At 69.5% G+C, this 15,326-nt stretch carries 20 protein-coding genes and 1 pseudogene; 13 read left to right on the top strand and 8 right to left on the bottom strand.

The window, feature by feature from the left end; all coding sequences use genetic code 11:
- Nucleotide 1: 1 nt before the first annotated feature.
- The gene (locus tag ACGFNI_RS33035) at nt 2-1,012 is read left to right on the top strand and encodes an ABC transporter substrate-binding protein (protein WP_393689007.1); all 1,011 of its coding nucleotides are present in this window, start codon (nt 2-4) and stop codon (nt 1,010-1,012) included.
- Between the two features lie 91 nt (nt 1,013-1,103).
- Here ACGFNI_RS33035 and ACGFNI_RS33030 read toward each other — a convergent pair whose 3' ends face one another.
- The 3 genes from ACGFNI_RS33030 to ACGFNI_RS33020 are packed head-to-tail and all read right to left on the bottom strand — an operon-like array spanning nt 1,104 to nt 2,405.
- Nucleotides 1,104-1,316, bottom strand: a complete 213-nt coding sequence (locus ACGFNI_RS33030; RefSeq protein WP_393689005.1) for a DUF397 domain-containing protein — start codon at nt 1,314-1,316, stop codon at nt 1,104-1,106.
- Nucleotides 1,317-1,368: 52 nt separating this feature from the next.
- Nucleotides 1,369-1,578: a DUF397 domain-containing protein gene (locus ACGFNI_RS33025; protein ID WP_393689003.1), complete on the bottom strand. Its 210-nt coding sequence runs from the start codon at nt 1,576-1,578 to the stop codon at nt 1,369-1,371.
- Nucleotides 1,575-2,405 (bottom strand): helix-turn-helix domain-containing protein, encoded by an 831-nt coding sequence (locus tag ACGFNI_RS33020; RefSeq protein ID WP_393689036.1) that lies wholly within the window; start codon nt 2,403-2,405, stop codon nt 1,575-1,577. Before ACGFNI_RS33020 ends, ACGFNI_RS33025 begins: the two co-directional genes overlap by 4 nt.
- Before the next feature lie 111 nt (nt 2,406-2,516).
- On the opposite strand from ACGFNI_RS33020, the gene ACGFNI_RS33015 reads away from it, so the two are divergent.
- Both ACGFNI_RS33015 and ACGFNI_RS33010 read left to right on the top strand, forming a co-directional pair.
- Nucleotides 2,517-2,894, top strand: a complete 378-nt coding sequence (locus tag ACGFNI_RS33015) for a hypothetical protein (protein WP_393689001.1) — start codon at nt 2,517-2,519, stop codon at nt 2,892-2,894.
- Nucleotides 2,891-3,379 carry a hypothetical protein gene (locus ACGFNI_RS33010; protein WP_393689000.1) on the top strand — a complete coding sequence of 163 codons (489 nt, stop codon included), beginning with the start codon at nt 2,891-2,893 and terminating at the stop codon, nt 3,377-3,379. Before ACGFNI_RS33015 ends, ACGFNI_RS33010 begins: the two co-directional genes overlap by 4 nt.
- Before the next feature lie 151 nt (nt 3,380-3,530).
- Here the strand turns inward: ACGFNI_RS33010 and ACGFNI_RS33005 are convergent, their stop codons facing one another.
- A complete protein-coding gene (locus ACGFNI_RS33005; RefSeq protein WP_393688998.1) occupies nt 3,531-3,821 on the bottom strand; it encodes a hypothetical protein in 291 nt (96 codons plus the stop codon).
- Nucleotides 3,822-4,196: 375 nt separating this feature from the next.
- Complete coding sequence (locus tag ACGFNI_RS33000) at nt 4,197-4,451, bottom strand: hypothetical protein (RefSeq protein WP_393688996.1); 255 nt, start codon at nt 4,449-4,451, stop codon at nt 4,197-4,199.
- A gap of 547 nt (nt 4,452-4,998) precedes the next feature.
- Here ACGFNI_RS33000 and ACGFNI_RS32995 point away from each other — a divergent pair.
- The 6 genes and pseudogenes from ACGFNI_RS32995 to ACGFNI_RS32970 all read left to right on the top strand — a co-directional run bounded on the left by ACGFNI_RS32995 (nt 4,999) and on the right by ACGFNI_RS32970 (nt 9,452).
- Nucleotides 4,999-6,192, top strand: a complete 1,194-nt coding sequence (locus ACGFNI_RS32995) for an alpha/beta hydrolase family protein (protein WP_393688994.1) — start codon at nt 4,999-5,001, stop codon at nt 6,190-6,192.
- Between the two features lie 239 nt (nt 6,193-6,431).
- Nucleotides 6,432-6,697 (top strand): annotated as a pseudogene (locus ACGFNI_RS32990) (hypothetical protein).
- Nucleotides 6,678-7,196 (top strand): DUF6879 family protein, encoded by a 519-nt coding sequence (locus tag ACGFNI_RS32985; protein WP_393688993.1) that lies wholly within the window; start codon nt 6,678-6,680, stop codon nt 7,194-7,196. Before ACGFNI_RS32990 ends, ACGFNI_RS32985 begins: the two are co-directional and overlap by 20 nt.
- 3 nt (nt 7,197-7,199) lie before the next feature.
- Nucleotides 7,200-8,048 carry a helix-turn-helix domain-containing protein gene (locus tag ACGFNI_RS32980; RefSeq protein WP_393688991.1) on the top strand — a complete coding sequence of 283 codons (849 nt, stop codon included), beginning with the start codon at nt 7,200-7,202 and terminating at the stop codon, nt 8,046-8,048.
- A 91-nt stretch (nt 8,049-8,139) separates the two neighbouring features.
- A complete protein-coding gene (locus ACGFNI_RS32975; protein WP_393688990.1) occupies nt 8,140-8,277 on the top strand; it encodes a hypothetical protein in 138 nt (45 codons plus the stop codon).
- A 170-nt stretch (nt 8,278-8,447) separates the two neighbouring features.
- Nucleotides 8,448-9,452 carry a methyltransferase domain-containing protein gene (locus ACGFNI_RS32970; RefSeq protein WP_393688988.1) on the top strand — a complete coding sequence of 335 codons (1,005 nt, stop codon included), beginning with the start codon at nt 8,448-8,450 and terminating at the stop codon, nt 9,450-9,452.
- A 66-nt stretch (nt 9,453-9,518) separates the two neighbouring features.
- Here ACGFNI_RS32970 and ACGFNI_RS32965 read toward each other — a convergent pair whose 3' ends face one another.
- From ACGFNI_RS32965 to ACGFNI_RS32955, 3 genes are read right to left on the bottom strand one after another with little or no spacing between them, the layout of a single operon-like run.
- Entirely contained in the window at nt 9,519-10,253 is a 735-nt protein-coding gene (locus tag ACGFNI_RS32965; protein WP_393688986.1) for an isocitrate lyase/phosphoenolpyruvate mutase family protein, read from the bottom strand.
- Complete coding sequence (locus tag ACGFNI_RS32960) at nt 10,250-10,732, bottom strand: carboxymuconolactone decarboxylase family protein (protein WP_393688984.1); 483 nt, start codon at nt 10,730-10,732, stop codon at nt 10,250-10,252. The genes ACGFNI_RS32965 and ACGFNI_RS32960 overlap by 4 nt, the downstream gene beginning before the upstream one ends.
- A 5-nt stretch (nt 10,733-10,737) precedes the next feature.
- Nucleotides 10,738-11,226, bottom strand: a complete 489-nt coding sequence (locus ACGFNI_RS32955; RefSeq protein WP_393688982.1) for a carboxymuconolactone decarboxylase family protein — start codon at nt 11,224-11,226, stop codon at nt 10,738-10,740.
- Nucleotides 11,227-11,273: 47 nt separating this feature from the next.
- Between ACGFNI_RS32955 and ACGFNI_RS32950 the strand changes: the two genes are divergently transcribed.
- From ACGFNI_RS32950 to ACGFNI_RS32935, 4 genes are all read left to right on the top strand, one after another.
- A complete protein-coding gene (locus ACGFNI_RS32950) occupies nt 11,274-12,779 on the top strand; it encodes a PLP-dependent aminotransferase family protein (protein ID WP_393688980.1) in 1,506 nt (501 codons plus the stop codon).
- Nucleotides 12,780-12,875: 96 nt separating this feature from the next.
- A complete protein-coding gene (locus tag ACGFNI_RS32945; RefSeq protein WP_393688979.1) occupies nt 12,876-13,253 on the top strand; it encodes a hypothetical protein in 378 nt (125 codons plus the stop codon).
- Between the two features lie 7 nt (nt 13,254-13,260).
- Complete coding sequence (locus ACGFNI_RS32940) at nt 13,261-14,451, top strand: glutathionylspermidine synthase family protein (protein WP_393688977.1); 1,191 nt, start codon at nt 13,261-13,263, stop codon at nt 14,449-14,451.
- 56 nt (nt 14,452-14,507) lie between these two features.
- Nucleotides 14,508-15,170: a hypothetical protein gene (locus ACGFNI_RS32935; RefSeq protein WP_393688975.1), complete on the top strand. Its 663-nt coding sequence runs from the start codon at nt 14,508-14,510 to the stop codon at nt 15,168-15,170.
- The last annotated feature ends 156 nt before the right edge of the window (nt 15,171-15,326 follow it).

Raw genomic sequence — 15,326 nt, 5'->3', positions numbered from 1 at the left:
CATGTCCCGCACGCATACGCGAACCCGTACCCGTACCCGGGCGAAGATCCTCGGCACGTCGCTGCTGGCGGGGGCGACGCTGCTCGCGCTCTCCGGCTGCGGCAAGGCCGACATGACCAAGCAGGCGTCGCCGTTCGCCGCGGCCAAGGGCACCAAGTCCGTGACCCTGTCCGTACAGACCTGGGTCGGTGCGCAGTCCGACGTCGCGGTGGCGAAGTACCTGCTCGAAAACGAGCTGGACTACCACGTCGACACCGTCCAGGTGGACGAGATCCCCGCCTGGGACGCGCTCAGCCAGGGCCGCGTCGACGCCATCCTGGAGGACTGGGGCCACCCCGACCAGGAGAAGCGGTACGTCCAGGACAAGAAGACGATCACCGACGGCGGGCCCAACGGCGTCACCGGGCACATCGGCTGGTTCGTCCCCAAGTACTGGGCCGACAAGCACCCCGAGGTCACCGACTGGAAGAACCTCAACAAGGTCGCCGACCAGCTGCGGACGTCGGAGAGCGGCAACAAGGGCCAGCTGATGGACGGTTCGCCGTCCTACGTCACCAACGACAAGGCGCTGGTGAAGAACCTCGATCTGAACTACGAGGTCGTCTTCGCGGGCTCCGAGGCGGCGCAGATCACCCAGATCCAGCAGTTCGCCAAGGAGAAGAAGCCCTTCCTGACGTACTGGTACGAGCCGCAGTGGCTCTTCAACCAGGTCCCGATGGTCGAGGTCAAGCTCCCGAAGTACACCGACAGTTGCGCGGAGAAGGGCGCGAAGGACCCCAAGTCCGTCGACTGCGCCTACCCGACCACCCCGCTCAAGAAGTTCTTCAACACCGACTTCGCGAAGAGCGGCAGCGAGGCTTCGCAGTTCCTGAAGTCCTTCAAGTGGACCAAGGAGAACCAGAACGAGGTCTCCGAGATGATCGCCTCCCAGGGCCTCTCCGCCGACGAGGCGGCCAAGCGCTGGGTCGAGAAGCACCCGGACGTCTGGAAGCCGTGGCTGCCGAAGAAGTGACCGTCGGCGGCGGCCGGTGAACGTGGCTGGGGCGCGGCCCGTATCCCTTAAGGGGGATGCGGGACCGCGCCCCGGTTGCGTTTCCGGCGGGTCAGACGGTGCCGAGCTGTCCGTCCTTGACGCCTGCCACGAAGGACGCGAACGAGCCGGTGGGGAAGGCGAGGGCCGGGCCGTGCGGGGACTTGGAGTCGCGGATGGGCACGACGCCACGCGAGGCGACGAGGTTGGCGGCGACCTCGATGCACTGGCCGCCGTTGCCGCTGTAGGAGGACTTGTACCAACGGGGGGATTCGGTCGGCGTCACGGGGGTGTCCTTTCGTGCCTGCTCGATCACGGCGATGGAGGTGAGGCGCGGGTCAGACGGTGCCGAACTGGCCGTCCTTGACGCCTGCCACGAAGGAGGCGAACGAGCCGGTGGGGAAGGCGAGGGCCGGGCCGTGCGGGGACTTGGAGTCGCGGATGGGCACGACGCCACGCGAGGCGACGAGGTTGGCGGCGACCTCGATGCAGGCGCCACCGTTGCTGCTGTAGGAGGACTTGAACCAGCGGGGGGATTCGGTCGTCACGGGGTGCCCTTTCGTACCTGCTCGATCATGGCCACGGATGCCATCTGGGAGAGCGCTTCAGCCTGTAGCTGATGGTAGGCCGTCAACAGGGGCTGCACGAACCGCATATCTCGCTCCAACCTGCCTTGTTGTGCGGACTCGGCGTAGGCGAGCTGGGCCCGGTCTGACAGCGTCAGCAAGTGCACCGGTAGGTCGAACGCCCTTCGCTCACCGAGATCGTAGGGGGCCACTTGGACGACCGTAGAGGGCAGTTCAGCGAACGCGGCGAGCCGTTCCATCTGGGCGGCCATGATTCGCTGGCTGCCCACCACGCGCCGTATGCAGCTCTCGTCAAGAACCACGTAAACCAGGGGCGCGGGAGTCCGGTCCAAGGACGCCTGCCGTCGAGCAAGGAGCGTCAGTCGTTCCTCTGCCTGCTGTTCCGTGATCGCTCCGCGTCGCACAGCGCCCGCGGTGATGGCCGTGGCGTACTCCGACGTCTGGAGCAACCCCGGAATGATGCCTAGCTCAAAGAGCCTGATCTCTGCCGCGCGTACCTCATGTGCAACGAACTCCGGGAATCCCTCAAGTATCGCGGTGTGCCATACAGCCCGCCCCTGACGCTGCAGCTGATCACCCGTCCCGAGCGCCCTGTCAGCACTCGCCGCGAAGCGGGGAGTTGGAGGGCGTCGGCCAGTTTCGACGGCGGAAATGTGCGTGCCTGAGCACCCCATGCGCTCCGCCAGCTCGTCCTGTGTCCAGCCGTGCTCGTCCCGCAGCGCACGTAGCAGCTGCCCGAAGCGCGCACGGGGTGACCTTTCGGGATCCAATTCCTTGCGGTTGACCATCCGGAATACCAACTCCCCGCTCATCCGGCGCAAGTTGAAGACAGCCCGACTGTAGGCCACGGTGAGTTGCCCCGGTAGTGGAGTCACTACCAAGAGTTAAGGAGGGCTCCTATGACCGAAAAGGCTTGCTCTGCCCTGGCGGTGCTCTACATCTGCGCCGCCCGTAGGGGTGTCGTCGCTGGAGTGGCTGAGGAGCGGGCGGAGCAGGAGGGTCGTGAATTCGCTGCCGCGCGCGGCCTGAAGATCGTCGCGGTGGTCACGGACCCGTTCGGCGATCCCGTCCCCCAGCAGCGCAGCGGGTGGCTGCGGGTGCGGGAAATGGCCGAGCGGGGTGAGGTGGGGGTGGTCATCGTCCGGTGGCCGAACGCCTTGTCCGTCGAGCATGAGCGGCGGTATCCGGAGCTGAAGCACCTCCGCGACTTCGGGTGCCAACTGCTGTTTTCCTGGGAGCCGTTGGCGGATATGGCCGGTCTCGGGGCCACCCGGTGACCCGCTACACCGAACAGGCCGTCACCCTGCGCCTGTTGGACGCCGCGGACGTGGCGCGCATTCGCATCGACGCCATCGGTGAACGCCAACTCCTCGCCCCCGACGGCATTACGCCCCTGTACCCGGGAATTCCACTCGGCACCGCTGAACCGCGAGTGGTGTCACGTATCTCGGAACTGCTCTGGAGGAGCCGCTATCTCAGCCCCAGCCGGCCGACCACGGCGGCCCGGCCCCCTGCCTCGGCACTGGAGGCCGAAGGGGTCATGGCGGCCCGGATGCTGCGCGACTCCCTGCTCGGCTTCGGCTATGCCGTCGAGGTGTGGGGCGCTGCCCGCCGCGACGGGGCGCCCCACGTGATGATCGACCGGCCGTTCCCGGCCGCGGCGGCTCAGCAGATCGCGGCGGCGCTCAACGTCTACGACCGGCTGGTGCCGGTGACGGATGACGCGCCCAGGCGGCCCCGTGCGGGCCGTGCGTCGCGATGACCATGGGGGCAATGGATTCGCTGCTGAATTCCGTTCGTGAATCTCGAATTCGTGACCCTGAAATAGGATTGCCGGGCCGGTGGAGCGCGCTCTGTTTCGAGTGCCCCAACCGGCCCGGCCCGCATTCCGCGTGCGATTCCGCGGAATATCCCTAGCCTGAGATGACGTCGAAGGGTATGGTGTTGGTCTGCCGGTCGCGTGATCCCTTCAGGAAGACCTGACCGCTTCCGACCGGCCACGCATTGGGAACCGTCGCTGTGGCCTTCGAGTTCTCGTTGGGCACGGGTGTGGCCGGAGTCGGGTATTCCTTCCCGGCCAGGATGTACACCGCCGTGGTTACCGAACCCAACTCTTTCCCGGTGAAGTTGATCCCCTTGCCGTGGGTGGTCTCATCCGGGGTGATGTCTTCGAGGGCCATGATTTGCTTGGTCGTGACTGTCATGAGCGCTACTCCTTTGTGTGCGCTTCCTGCATTGCGCAACCAAGGCTAGGGCGCCCCTGTGAGCCCAGCAAATGCCCAGATTTCTCAACGAATTTGTCGCCCGCATGGCCTACTCATTTCCGGCCTCGGTGGTGACGTCTGAGGGAGAGCGTTAAAATAAACGGCAATCTGCATTGATTCGATTTCAACGACCTCGCGCAAGCCCCGCCGGGATCTCCCGAGCCAGGCCGGCCACCGTCGTCATCGCCCGACGCCGCACCCCAGTGCGGAGTGCGACGTCTGTGCGCCCTGTCCGGCGGGCCAGACCCGCCCTTCGGACTCGACTCGGGCGGTGTGGGGCAGGTCCCCTGCCGCGACCTGCCCCACGGCCTTGGGTCAGCCCGTACGCGTGCCGCGGTATGCCACCGGGCCTTCGCCGGGGAACTGGGCAGTTCCCTGGAAGTTGCTGCCGCCGTCGAAGAACGTCACCGAGCCATTCCCCTCGTCACCGCTCCAGGTGACCGTTGTCCCCGTCGAGGGAGCGCCGCTCCCGGGGACGACCTCGTTGCGGTTCACGATGCTGAGCTTGAGCGGCGCGTCCGGCTGCCAACCGCCGCCCCCCGTCTGGATCTCCGTGTTGTACGTGGCCATGAGCTTCTCCTTGCTCCGTGGGCGATCGGGTGCCTGTCACGCACCCTCACCATGACGTTCACCTCATCCAACTCACGTAGTCTCAAAGTGAGTTGATTGCCATGCCAAACCACGCCTGTGAGGGATTCGCGCCGCACAGCGAAGAGGCGGGTTGACGAACGCCTCAACTCCGAGCGCCCACTCAGCTCCGAACACGAAGTTTCACCAGTCCAGGACGGGCGCTCCTGCCACAGACGCATGCCCCGGACAACACGCCGCGGCGGCCCGCCGCAGCTTCCCCCGCCCAGCCCTTTTCCCGCTCCCGCTCGGCCCTCTCGCATATGAACTCGCTTATAAAATCCGGCAGTTCCTCAACGTCCAGTCACCTCGGCAGCGGCTCCGGCGCCGACCGCTCAACCGGATCTGCCATGCCTTGACCAGCGACCGGCAAGCCCAAAAGGAACGATGCCTTAGGGGACCGTTGCCCAAATCCCCCGTGCTCTCAGGTGAAACCCTTACAACCCTGAGGGGACGTCAACTGCCGTACGGGCAGCCTACGGTCCTGCCCATGACCGGTACTCGTCGCACCGCCACCGTGGCGGCACTCCTGTTCGTGCTGCCGCTGTCCGTCGCCGCCGCCCCTCCCGCGTCGGCTGCGTCCACCGTCCCCGCCTCAGCCACCGCGCCTGCTCGGCCCACCGCGTCGGCGGGCGCCCACGTCGCTCTCCCGCGCCCGACCGGACCGTACGCGCCCGGCCAGGAGATCTTGCACCTCGTCGACCAGGACCGGCCCGACCCGTGGGTTCCGGCGGCGGGCCCGCGCCAGTTGATGGTGTCGATGTACTACCCCGCCAAGGAGGGGACGGGCGGTCCTGCCCCGTACATGACCCCCGAGGCCGCCAGACTCATGCTGGACGTGAAGGTGCCGGGCAACACCACTCCCACCGAGGTGGTCACCGGCACCCGGACGTGGGCCGAGTCCCACGCACACCCGCAGCCCGGCCGGTACCCGCTGGTGGTGCTCTCTCCCGGCTTCACCATGCCGCGCACCGAACTGACCAGCCTCGCCGAGGATCTGGCCAGCCGCGGGTACGTCGTCGCGCTCGTCGACCACACCTACGAGAACACCGGGACGACCTTTCCCGACGGCCGGACGCTCACCTGCGTCATGTGCGACAAGCTGAAGACGCCGGAGGAGTGGGCGGCCCTGAACGAGAGCCGGGCGAAGGACATCTCCTTCGTCATCGATCAGTTGACCACCCACCGGCACCCGGCCTGGCGCTACGCCGGTCTGATCGATCAAGACCGGATCGGCATGGCCGGGCACTCGGTCGGCGGCTCCGCAACCGTCCCTGCCCTGCTCACCGATGACCGTATCCGGGCCGGAGCGAACCTGGACGGCACCATGGACGTCCCGGTGCCCGCCACCGGACTCAAGGGAAAGCCGTTCCTGATGATCGGCCACCCGCTGGGCGACGGCCGCGAGGACCCCAGCTGGACGGAGAGCTGGGCCAACCTCGACGGCTGGAAGCGCTGGCTGACCGTCGCCGGCTCCCACCACGCCACCTTCACGGACACCCCGCTGCTCTTCGACGAGATCGGCTTCCCTGAGCCCCCCGGCACCACGATCGGCGCCGAGCGCGGGGTGCAGCTCACCCGGGAGTACGTGGCGGCCTTCTTCGACCTGCAACTGAAGGGAATCGACCAGCCGATCCTCAACGGTCCGACCCCCGAGAACCCGGAGATCAGCTTCCACCCGTAGCCATTGCCGTCACGCGTCGCTGTGCGGGGCCGCCGGAATACTGCGCGACGGCCTCAAGTCGCGCCCTTGATTCGATTTCAACGACCTTGGGCAAGCTCCGCCAGCACCTACTGCGCCAAGCTGAGCCAAGGAGTTGGGGAAGTTCGACTCTCAGGCGCCCAGGTCCTCTTGTGCTGATCAGCCGCAGGGGCGATCGTCGAGCAATCGGGCGCAATCGGACCGACGCAGGGGGAGAGCTCATGAGGTTGCGTTTCCTGGGAATCATCCCGAACACCGGCAAGGACGACTCGCCCACTATCTGCTGGACGAGGACACCGGGGATCTTCTGATCCAGTCGTACAAGGCCACGGAGGACGAAGTGAAGGCGTGCCAGGAGATCGGGTCAATCCCCGGCCATGGCACGGACGTTCCGGATCACGAGACGATCGTTCGACTGCCCAAGGTCCTGATCCAGTACATCCCGCGACCGGACGGAGACGCCGCAGATGAGGCCCCCGGCACGTGAGCCCCTGTCTCAAGCCCGAAGGTCCGCGATCCATCTGGAAGTGCGCGACCACTACCACAGCGAGGACCCGGACTTCCTTGCCTGGCGAGAGGGGCGCCGTCAGTTCACCCCGGACAACCAGGTGGAGTGGTGGGAGGGGTGGCACGACGCCGTACACGCCGCGGTGTCCCGAGGTGTGGCCGTCCGTCGTGCCCGCGTCGTCTCCGAGCCGCTGACCGAGTATGTGCGCTGGGAATACGACTACGCCGTGACTAACGTCGCCGCTGGGGAGCAAGTCCGTTGGCTGCCCCGGCGCAGGGCCAAGGATCTTGCGGTACCCGCCGTGGACTTCTGGGTCTTCGACGCTGAGTTGGTGCTGTTCCACCACTTCGGCGGGGACGGCACGTTGATCGAGCGTGAGTACGTCACAGACGCGGCGTTGGCTGCTTGGTGCGCCGATGCTTTCGATGCGATCTGGGAGCGGGCTACGCCGCACGAGGAGTACAAGCCGGTCCAGTGAGTCATGCCTCAATCAGCATCATTCAACGTCCAGCAAGCCCGACAGCTCCTTGCTGACCTCCTACGGGAGTTGGTCAAGGATGCCGGGCTCGACGGCAAGGATCTGGCCACGCTGTGCGGCTGGTATCCGTCCAAGGTGTCCCGGATCTCGACAGGTAAGGCCAAGCCCAGTGAGGACGACATTCGGGCGTGGTGCCGGGCGTGCGGCGCCGAGGACCGGACAGAGGACCTGATCGCCTCGCTGCGGGCTGTCGAGGGCACGTGGCTGACGTGGCGGCGGCTTGAGCGTGCCGGACTGCGACGGTCCCAGGAGGAACGCCTACCGCTGTACCAGCGCACGCGCCGGTTCCGTGCGTACAGCTCTTGGGCTCTTCCCGGCCTCCTCCAGACTTCTCAGTACACCGAGGACGTGCTTCGGACGATCCAGCGGCAACGGGTGCCGCTCGACGATGTGGACGACGCCGTTGCCGCCCGTATGGAGCGTCAGCGTGTGCTGACTGAGGGGCAACGACTGTTCGCGTTCCTGATCGAAGAGCCCGTTCTCCGAAACACGCTCAGCACCGGGGAGGCGCAAGAAGAGCAGCTGGAGCACCTGCTCACCGTGAGCGGTCTACCGAACGTCAGCCTCGGTGTGGTCCCGGTGACCCAGCAACGCCGCCAACTCCCGGTTGAGAACTTCTGGATCTACGACAGCGCCCAAGTCAACGTTGAGTTGGTGTCCGGCTATCTGACGCTGACGCAGCCCAGTGAGGTGAAGGCGTACGCCGAGACGTTCACGACGCTGGCCGGCATGGCGGTCTACGGGGCGGAGGCGCGCGCGCTGATCACGAAGGCTAGTGACTCGCTCGGGTAATCCGTGCGCAATTAGGCGCAATCGGCTAGGAGTTGAGATTCCGCTGTCCCTAGCGTGGTCGCTACCAGGGAGAGACAACGGAGGTAGCGATATGCGCAGGTGGTGGCTGACCAGGGCGACCGGGGGCAACCCGCAGGACGACAGCGACAGCGGGAACAAGCACGGCGGGGGTGGCTCCGACGAGGGTGGCAACACCAACGACGGCCAGGGACCGGCGGACGGCAAGTGACCGAGCGCGCCGCGAAGGAGGCGGGCCCCAAGGGGCTCGCCTCCGGGCTCATGGGAAAGGGAGCCCTCACGAGCGATTGGCTCCCTGCGTTCGAGGCGGTACCACGCCATCAGTTCATGCCTGACGCCATCTGGCCCGGCCGTGCCGGTATGAATCGCCAGAGTGACCGCGTGCTCCGCAGTGAGGAGCCCGACTCCTGGTGGGAGGCCGTCTACCGGGATGCGCCGATCACGACCCAATGGGATGACGGCGCGTACAGCGGACCCGGCAAGGGCAAGTCCCCGTCCAGCTCCAACTCCATGCCTGCGATGGTGTTTTCGATGCTGGATGCCCTCGGCGTCGAGCCCGGACAGACCGTGTTGGAGATCGGCACCGGGACCGGTTGGAACGCCGCGCTGCTGTCGCACCGGCTGGGCGCTGAAAGCGTCGTCAGCGTCGAGGTGGACGAGGCCAGCGCGGAGGGCGCACGTACGCGCCTCAACCTCGCAGGGTTCCGTCCGTTGGTGCACGTCGGCGACGGGGCGCAGGGCTACCCGGAACGGGCCCCGTACGACCGGCTGATCGCTACCTGTTCCATCGGCAGCGTGCCCCTGGCGTGGCGGGATCAGGTACGGCCAGGAGGCGTCATCGTGACTCCGTGGGGGCCGACGTATGGCGGGGAGGCGGTAGCGCGTCTGGCGGTCGCTGAGGGCGGTACGGCGTCCGGTCCGTTCATGGGGTCGTCGGCGTTCATGCGGATGCGGGCTCAGCGCAAGCAACTGCCGCCGACCGGTGCCTACCTGGACGGCAGGGAGTGGCCCGGTACGGGCGGCCGGTCCGATACCACGCTGTCCCCGGATGACGTGGGCGACTGGGTGCACATGTTCGCCATCGGGGTGCAGATCCCGGACCTGTTCTGTCGAGTCGAGTGGGGCGAGAACGGCGCCTACCGGCTGTGGCTCATGGACACGGGCGTCACGTCCTGGGCGACAGCGGACTACGAGAAGGGGCACGAGGCGTTCCCGGTCGTCCAGTCCGGGGCCCGGCGTTTGTGGAACGAGCTGGAGCAGGCGTGGCGCTGGTGGGCCGACGTCGGCCGCCCTGGATTCGACCGCTTCGGGCTCACGGTGGACGGCGACGGCGAGCGGGTGTGGCTCGACTCCCCGGACAACCCGGTACCCCTCCGGGCCGCGTAGCCGCTCCCTCAGCCGGCCCCCACCGGGAGGCGGGGTGGCGGCCTCCCAGCCGGCCGCCGCCCCCGCTCACCCCTCCCCGTCCAGCCCTGCAAGCACCTCCTGCGCGAGGTCCGCCACGGCTGCCGTCGCCCGGCGCTGCAATCCCGGGCCGAACGTCACGCGGGCGGCGCCCAGGGTGCCCAGTTCGCGGGGCGAGGGGCCGTCGGGAGTGGCCAACGCGTTGACGGGGAGGCCGATTTCGGTGGCCAGGGTGGCCAGGAGTGCGGGTGGGGCGAAGATCGGGTAGACGCAGTCGGTGCCTGCTGCCGCGTACAGCCGGCCGCGGCGTGCCGCCTCCTGCGTGTCCTCGGCGCCGTGCAGATAGGTGTCGATCCGGGCGTTGATCACCAGCGCGTCGCCCGCCTCGGCCCGTACCTGGGCCAGCAGGTCGGCCTGTTCCTGCGCGTCGCGGAGCGAGCCGGAGGCGTGGTCGGTGTCCTCCAGATTGCAGCCCACCGCGCCCGCGTCCGCGAGCCGCGCCACCAACTCGCGGGCGGGCAGCCCGTATCCGGCTTCTACGTCCGCCGATACGGGGACGTCCACGGCCCGTGCGATCCGGCCGATGGCGGCGAACATCTCGTCCGGTGGCGTCTGCCCGTCCACGTAACCGAGTGAGGCGGCGATTCCCGCGCTGGGGGTGGCGAGCGCGGGGAAGCCGGCGTCGGCGAACGCCTTCGCACCGGCCGCGTCCCAGGGGCCCGGCAGGACCAGCGGCAGCTTCGGGCCGTGGTGCAGGGCGCGCAGCGTGGCGGCGCCGCTCATGAGGCCGCGCCCCGGGAGGGAGCCGCCGCACCGGGCAGCAGGCCGCCGACGGGGGTGCGTGCCGCGACGTTCAGCCGGTTCCAGGAGTTCATCATGGTGATGACGGCGATGAGGTGGGCGAGTTCGGTGTCGTCGAAGTGGGCGGCGGCGCGGGTGTAGACGGCGTCGGGGACGAAGTCGTCGGTGAGGTGGGTGATGGCTTCGGTGAGGGCGAGGGCGGCCTGTTCCTTGTCGGTGTAGTAGCCGGTGGCCTCTTCCCAGGCGTTGAGGAGGTGGATGCGTTCTTCGGTCTCGCCTGCTTTGCGGGCGTCCTTGGTGTGCATGTCGAGGCAGAAGGCGCAGTGGTTGAGCTGCGAGGCGCGGATCTGGACGAGTTCGACGAGCGCCGGGTCGATGCCCTTCTTGGCAGCCTTGGTGAGGGCCAGCATCGGGGCGTAGAGGTCGGGCGCCGCCGTCATGAGGGAAAGCCGTTCGGTCATCGCGCTCACACCTGCCCCGGGGTCCGCCGGGTGGTCACGCCGAAGCGGTTCCAGGCGTTGATGGTGGTGATGGTGGCGATGAGGTGGGCGAGTTCGGTGTCGTCGAAGTGGGCGGCGGCGCGGGCGTAGACGGCGTCGGGGACGAAGCCGTCGGTGAGGTGGGTGACGGCTTCGGTGAGGGCGAGGGCGGCCTGCTCCTTTTCGGTGTAGTAACCGGTGGCCTCTTCCCAGGCGTTGAGGAGGTAGATGCGCTCCTCCGTCTCGCCTGCCTTGCGGGCGTCCTTGGCATGCATGTCGAGGCAGAAGGCGCAGTGGTTGAGCTGCGAGGCGCGGATCTGGACCAGGGCGACGAGCGCCGGTTCGAGGCCCTTCCTGGCCGCCGCGTCCAGCGCGATCATGGCCTTGAAGACTTCGGGCGCCAGCTCGGCCCAGCGCATCCGGGGGCCGCTGTGGTCCGGTGTGGCGGGCGCTGTGGAAGTGGTGTGGTTCGTCATGCTGACGACGCTACGACCCCAGTGGCGCAACTGTATGGTCCACTTCCATGGACAAATCCTGGGCCACTTTCGGGCGCGACCTCCACCTGGACCTCACCGGACCCGGCGGACTGCGGGCCGGCCTGACCCGCGCCCTGCGCGAGGCGGTACGCACCGGGCGGCTCGCCCCCGGCACCCGCCTGCCATCCACCCGCTCGCTCGCCGCCGACCTCGGCATCGCCCGCAACACCGTCGCCGAGACCTACGCCGACCTGGTCGCCGAGGGCTGGCTCAGCGCCCGCCAGGGCTCCGGCACGCACGTCGCCGACCGCGCCCAGCCGCACGCCGTACCCGCCCGCCGCCCCGCGGGCCCTGGCCACCGCGCCGCCCCGCGCTTCGACCTCACCCCCGGCACCCCGGACGTCTCCGCCTTCCCCCGCACCGCCTGGCTGGCCGCCGCCCGCCGCGCGCTGACCGCCGCGCCCCACGAGGCGTTCGGCTACGGCACCGCCCGCGGGCGCCCCGAGCTGCGCGCCGTACTCGCCGACTACCTCGCCCGCGCCCGCGGCGTACGCGCCGACCCCGAACGCATCGTCGTCTGCGCCGGATTCATGCAGGGCCTCGCGCTGGTCAGCCGGGCACTGCGGGCGGCCGGCGGCGGCCCCGGCAGGGCCGCGGGGCGGCGCGGCGCGGCGGACCGCGGGCCCGGCACCACACCGGACGGCTGGCGGCCAGGCGACGGCACGGTGGCCACCGAGTCGTACGGCCTCGACTTCCACCGCCATGTCATCGGCCGCGCCGGACTGCGCACCGTCCCGCTCACCGTCGACGCGCACGGCGCCCGCACCGCCGAACTGGCCGGTCTCGACGACGTCAGGGCGGCGCTGCTCACCCCCGCCCACCAGTTCCCCACCGGCGTGCCGCTGCACCCGGGGCGCCGGGCCGAAGCCCTCAACTGGGCGGCGGAGCACGGTGCGTTGATCCTGGAGGACGACTACGACGGCGAGTTCCGCTACGACCGGCAGCCGGTCGGCGCGCTCCAGGGGCTCGACCCCGACCGGGTCGTCTACATGGGCACGTCGAGCAAGAGCCTGGCGCCCGCGCTGCGGCTGTCGTGGATGGTGCTCCCCGACCGTCTCGTCGACCCGGTGCTCGCCGTCAAGAGCACCGGCGAATGGCAGTCCGGATCCCTGGACCAGCTCACCCTCGCCGAGTTCCTGTCGTCCGGCGCCTACGACCGCCATCTGCGCGGCATGCGGCTGCGCTACCGGCGCCGCCGCGACGCACTGGTGGCCGCGCTCGCCGCGCACGCCCCGCACGTACGGGTCTCCGGCATCGCCGCAGGACTGCACGCAGTGCTCGAACTCCCGCCCGGCACCGAGCAGTCCATCGTCACCGCCGCCCGCTGGCAGGGCCTGGCACTGGAAGGGCTCAGCCGCTTCCGCGACCCGGCGGCCACCGAACCCGCCCGCGACGGCCTGGTCGTGGCCTACGGACGGCCGCCCGACCACTCCTTCGCCGGGGTCCTGGACGCGCTGCTGCGGGCACTGCCACCGGAACCGCAGGCGGACTGAGGGGCATCGGACCGGCTGGCTAGGCTGGTTCCGTTCGTACGATCGTTCAACGCGGTTGCCGTCCTTCGGCACCGTTCACGGGGGAAAGGCAGAACATTGGCCGAGAAAGCACGCCGCAGGCTGCGGTCCAGCACGGTGATCCTGGGCGGCATGGGCGCGCTGGCCGCCGCCCTGACCTCCTGCGGATCCGAGCCCGACAAGCGCTGCGTGGACCGCAACAGCTACGACGCGGTCCAGGGCTACCGCGTCGTCGGCGACCGGCACTGCAACGCCGGCGGGACGACGGGAACCACCGGCGGCAACGGAAGCAGCGGCAACGGAAGCGGCGGCGCGCGCGGCAAGGCGCGGGTCGACGGGCAGTGGTACTACGGGCCGGAGAAGTCCAGCGGCTCCTACGCGGGCCAGGGCACCTTCAGCAAGGCCCAGGCCGTCGACCGCGGCGGCTTCGGCTGCTCCGGCACCGCCGGCGGATGAGGCGCACATGGAACGGCACACCCTCACACCCCGCCCCGGCTGGCAGCAGACCGTCGAGGCACAGGGGGTGATCTACCCCCTCACCCGCTACCCGGACGACTCGCTGCGCCCGTACTGGGACGAGAGCGCCTACTACTCCTTCACGCTCCCCGAGGTCGAAGCCCTGGAGGAGGTCGTCGACGAACTGCACGCGATGTGCCTGGCGGCGGCTGCGCACATCGTGGAGCGGGAACGCTTCGCCGACCTCGGCATCGATGACCCGCGGCTGGCCCGTCTCGTCGCCGAATCCTGGCGCCGCAGGGGCGAACTCCCGTCCGTCTACGGCCGGTTCGACCTGCGCTACGACGGCACCGGCCCCGCCAAGATGCTGGAGTACAACGCCGATACGCCGACATCGCTGGTCGAGGCGGCGAGCCCGCAGTGGTTCTGGATGGCGGACCGCTTCCCCGGCGCCGACCAGTGGAACTCGCTGCACGAACGCCTGGTGGCGGCCTGGAAGCGGCAGGCGGCCCTGCTGCCGCCCGGCGCGCCGCTGCACTTCGCACACTCCGCGGGCGACGAGTTGGGCGAGGACCTGATGACCGTCGCCTACCTGGAGGAGACGGCGCGGCAGGCGGGCCTGGAGACGGTGGCGATCTCCATGGAGGACATCGGCTGGGACCGCCTCTCCGGCCGCTTCGTCGACCAGCGGCTGCGGTTCATCCGCGGCTGCTTCAAGCTCTACCCGTGGGAATGGCTGGCCACCGACGCGTTCGGGCCGCACGTCCTGGACACCCTGGACAACGGCGGCGGCACCGGCTCCACCCTCTGGATCGAGCCCGCCTGGAAGATGCTGCTCTCCAACAAGGCGCTGCTCGCCGTCCTCTGGGAGCTGTACCCCGGGCACCCGAACCTGCTGCCCGCCTACCTCGACGGGCCGCGCGAGCTGGCCCGTTCGGCGGGCTACGTGGCCAAGCCGCTGCTCGGGCGGGAGGGCGCGGGGGTCACCCTGCACCCGCCGGGCGCGGAGCCCGTCCTGCGCGGTCCCGAAGACCCGTGCTGCTACCAGGAGTTGGCGCCGCTGCCGGACTTCGACGGCAACCGCGTGGTGCTCGGCGCCTGGGTCGTCGACGACGAGTCGGCGGGTCTCGGCATCCGGGAGTCGGCCGGTCCTGTCACCGACGAGTACGCCCGCTTCCTGCCGCACGTGATCCGCTGACCGGAGGGCGGGACCGTGCCGCCCCGCCCCCGGTCCGGCAGTGGGAGACTGCCGAGATGACGACGACGCAGCTGATCGCGGTGGCAGGCAGCAGCCCAGGAGTCGGGAAGTCGACGCTCTGCACCGCCCTGGCCGGGCACCTCGCCGCCACCGGCGCGGTGGTCGACCACTTCGAAGAGGCCGACATCCTCACCCGGCCCGCCTTCCGCCCGGTGGCCGACGAGTTCGCCGGCGGCAGCGGCTCCGTACGGCCCGCGACGCTGATCGACGCCACCCGGGCGTACGTCGACCGGGCCCGCGCGGACGGCACGGACACCCTGGTGACGGATGCGCTGCTGCCCTTCGTGCCCTCCCTGGTCGCCTGGGGCCACCGCGAGCCGGAGATCGCCGCCTTCCTGGCCGAGCTGGCCGGGGCCATCGCCCCCGCCCGGGTCAGCGTCCTCTACCTGCGCGACGACCCCGACGCTGCGCTGCGCCGGGCCGTCGAGCGCGAGGGGCAGGAGTGGGCGGACTGGTACGTCGGCAAGCTCGGCGGCTCGCCCGGCACCCGCGCCGTCGACAGCCTCCAGGCCGCCGCCCGGCACCTGCGCGAGGAAACCGAGCTGACCCTCAGGCTGCTCGCGGCGACCCCGTGGGACGTCCAGGTCGTGGACGTCGCCGGGCGCGACGCGGACGAGGTGGCGGCGACCGCCGGCGCGCGGCTCGGCCTGGACGGATAGGGCCTGTCGTTCGGGTCAGGTCGTTCGGGTCAGGTCCTCGCAGGTCACGGCGCGAACCCGGGCAATCGGCCCCCGCTCCCTTACCCCGCCGGATAGAATCGGCGCCGCGTGCCGCGACTGGCGTACGGGGAATCGACCCCGAGGGAGCGGTGCGCG

Origin of the sequence: Streptomyces sp. NPDC048644 (genome assembly GCF_043199105.1) — a bacterium.
Taxonomy (GTDB): Bacteria; Actinomycetota; Actinomycetes; order Streptomycetales; family Streptomycetaceae; genus Streptomyces.
The sequence above is the reverse complement of the archived record's forward strand: the minus strand, read 5'-3'. Positions and strand labels throughout refer to the sequence as shown.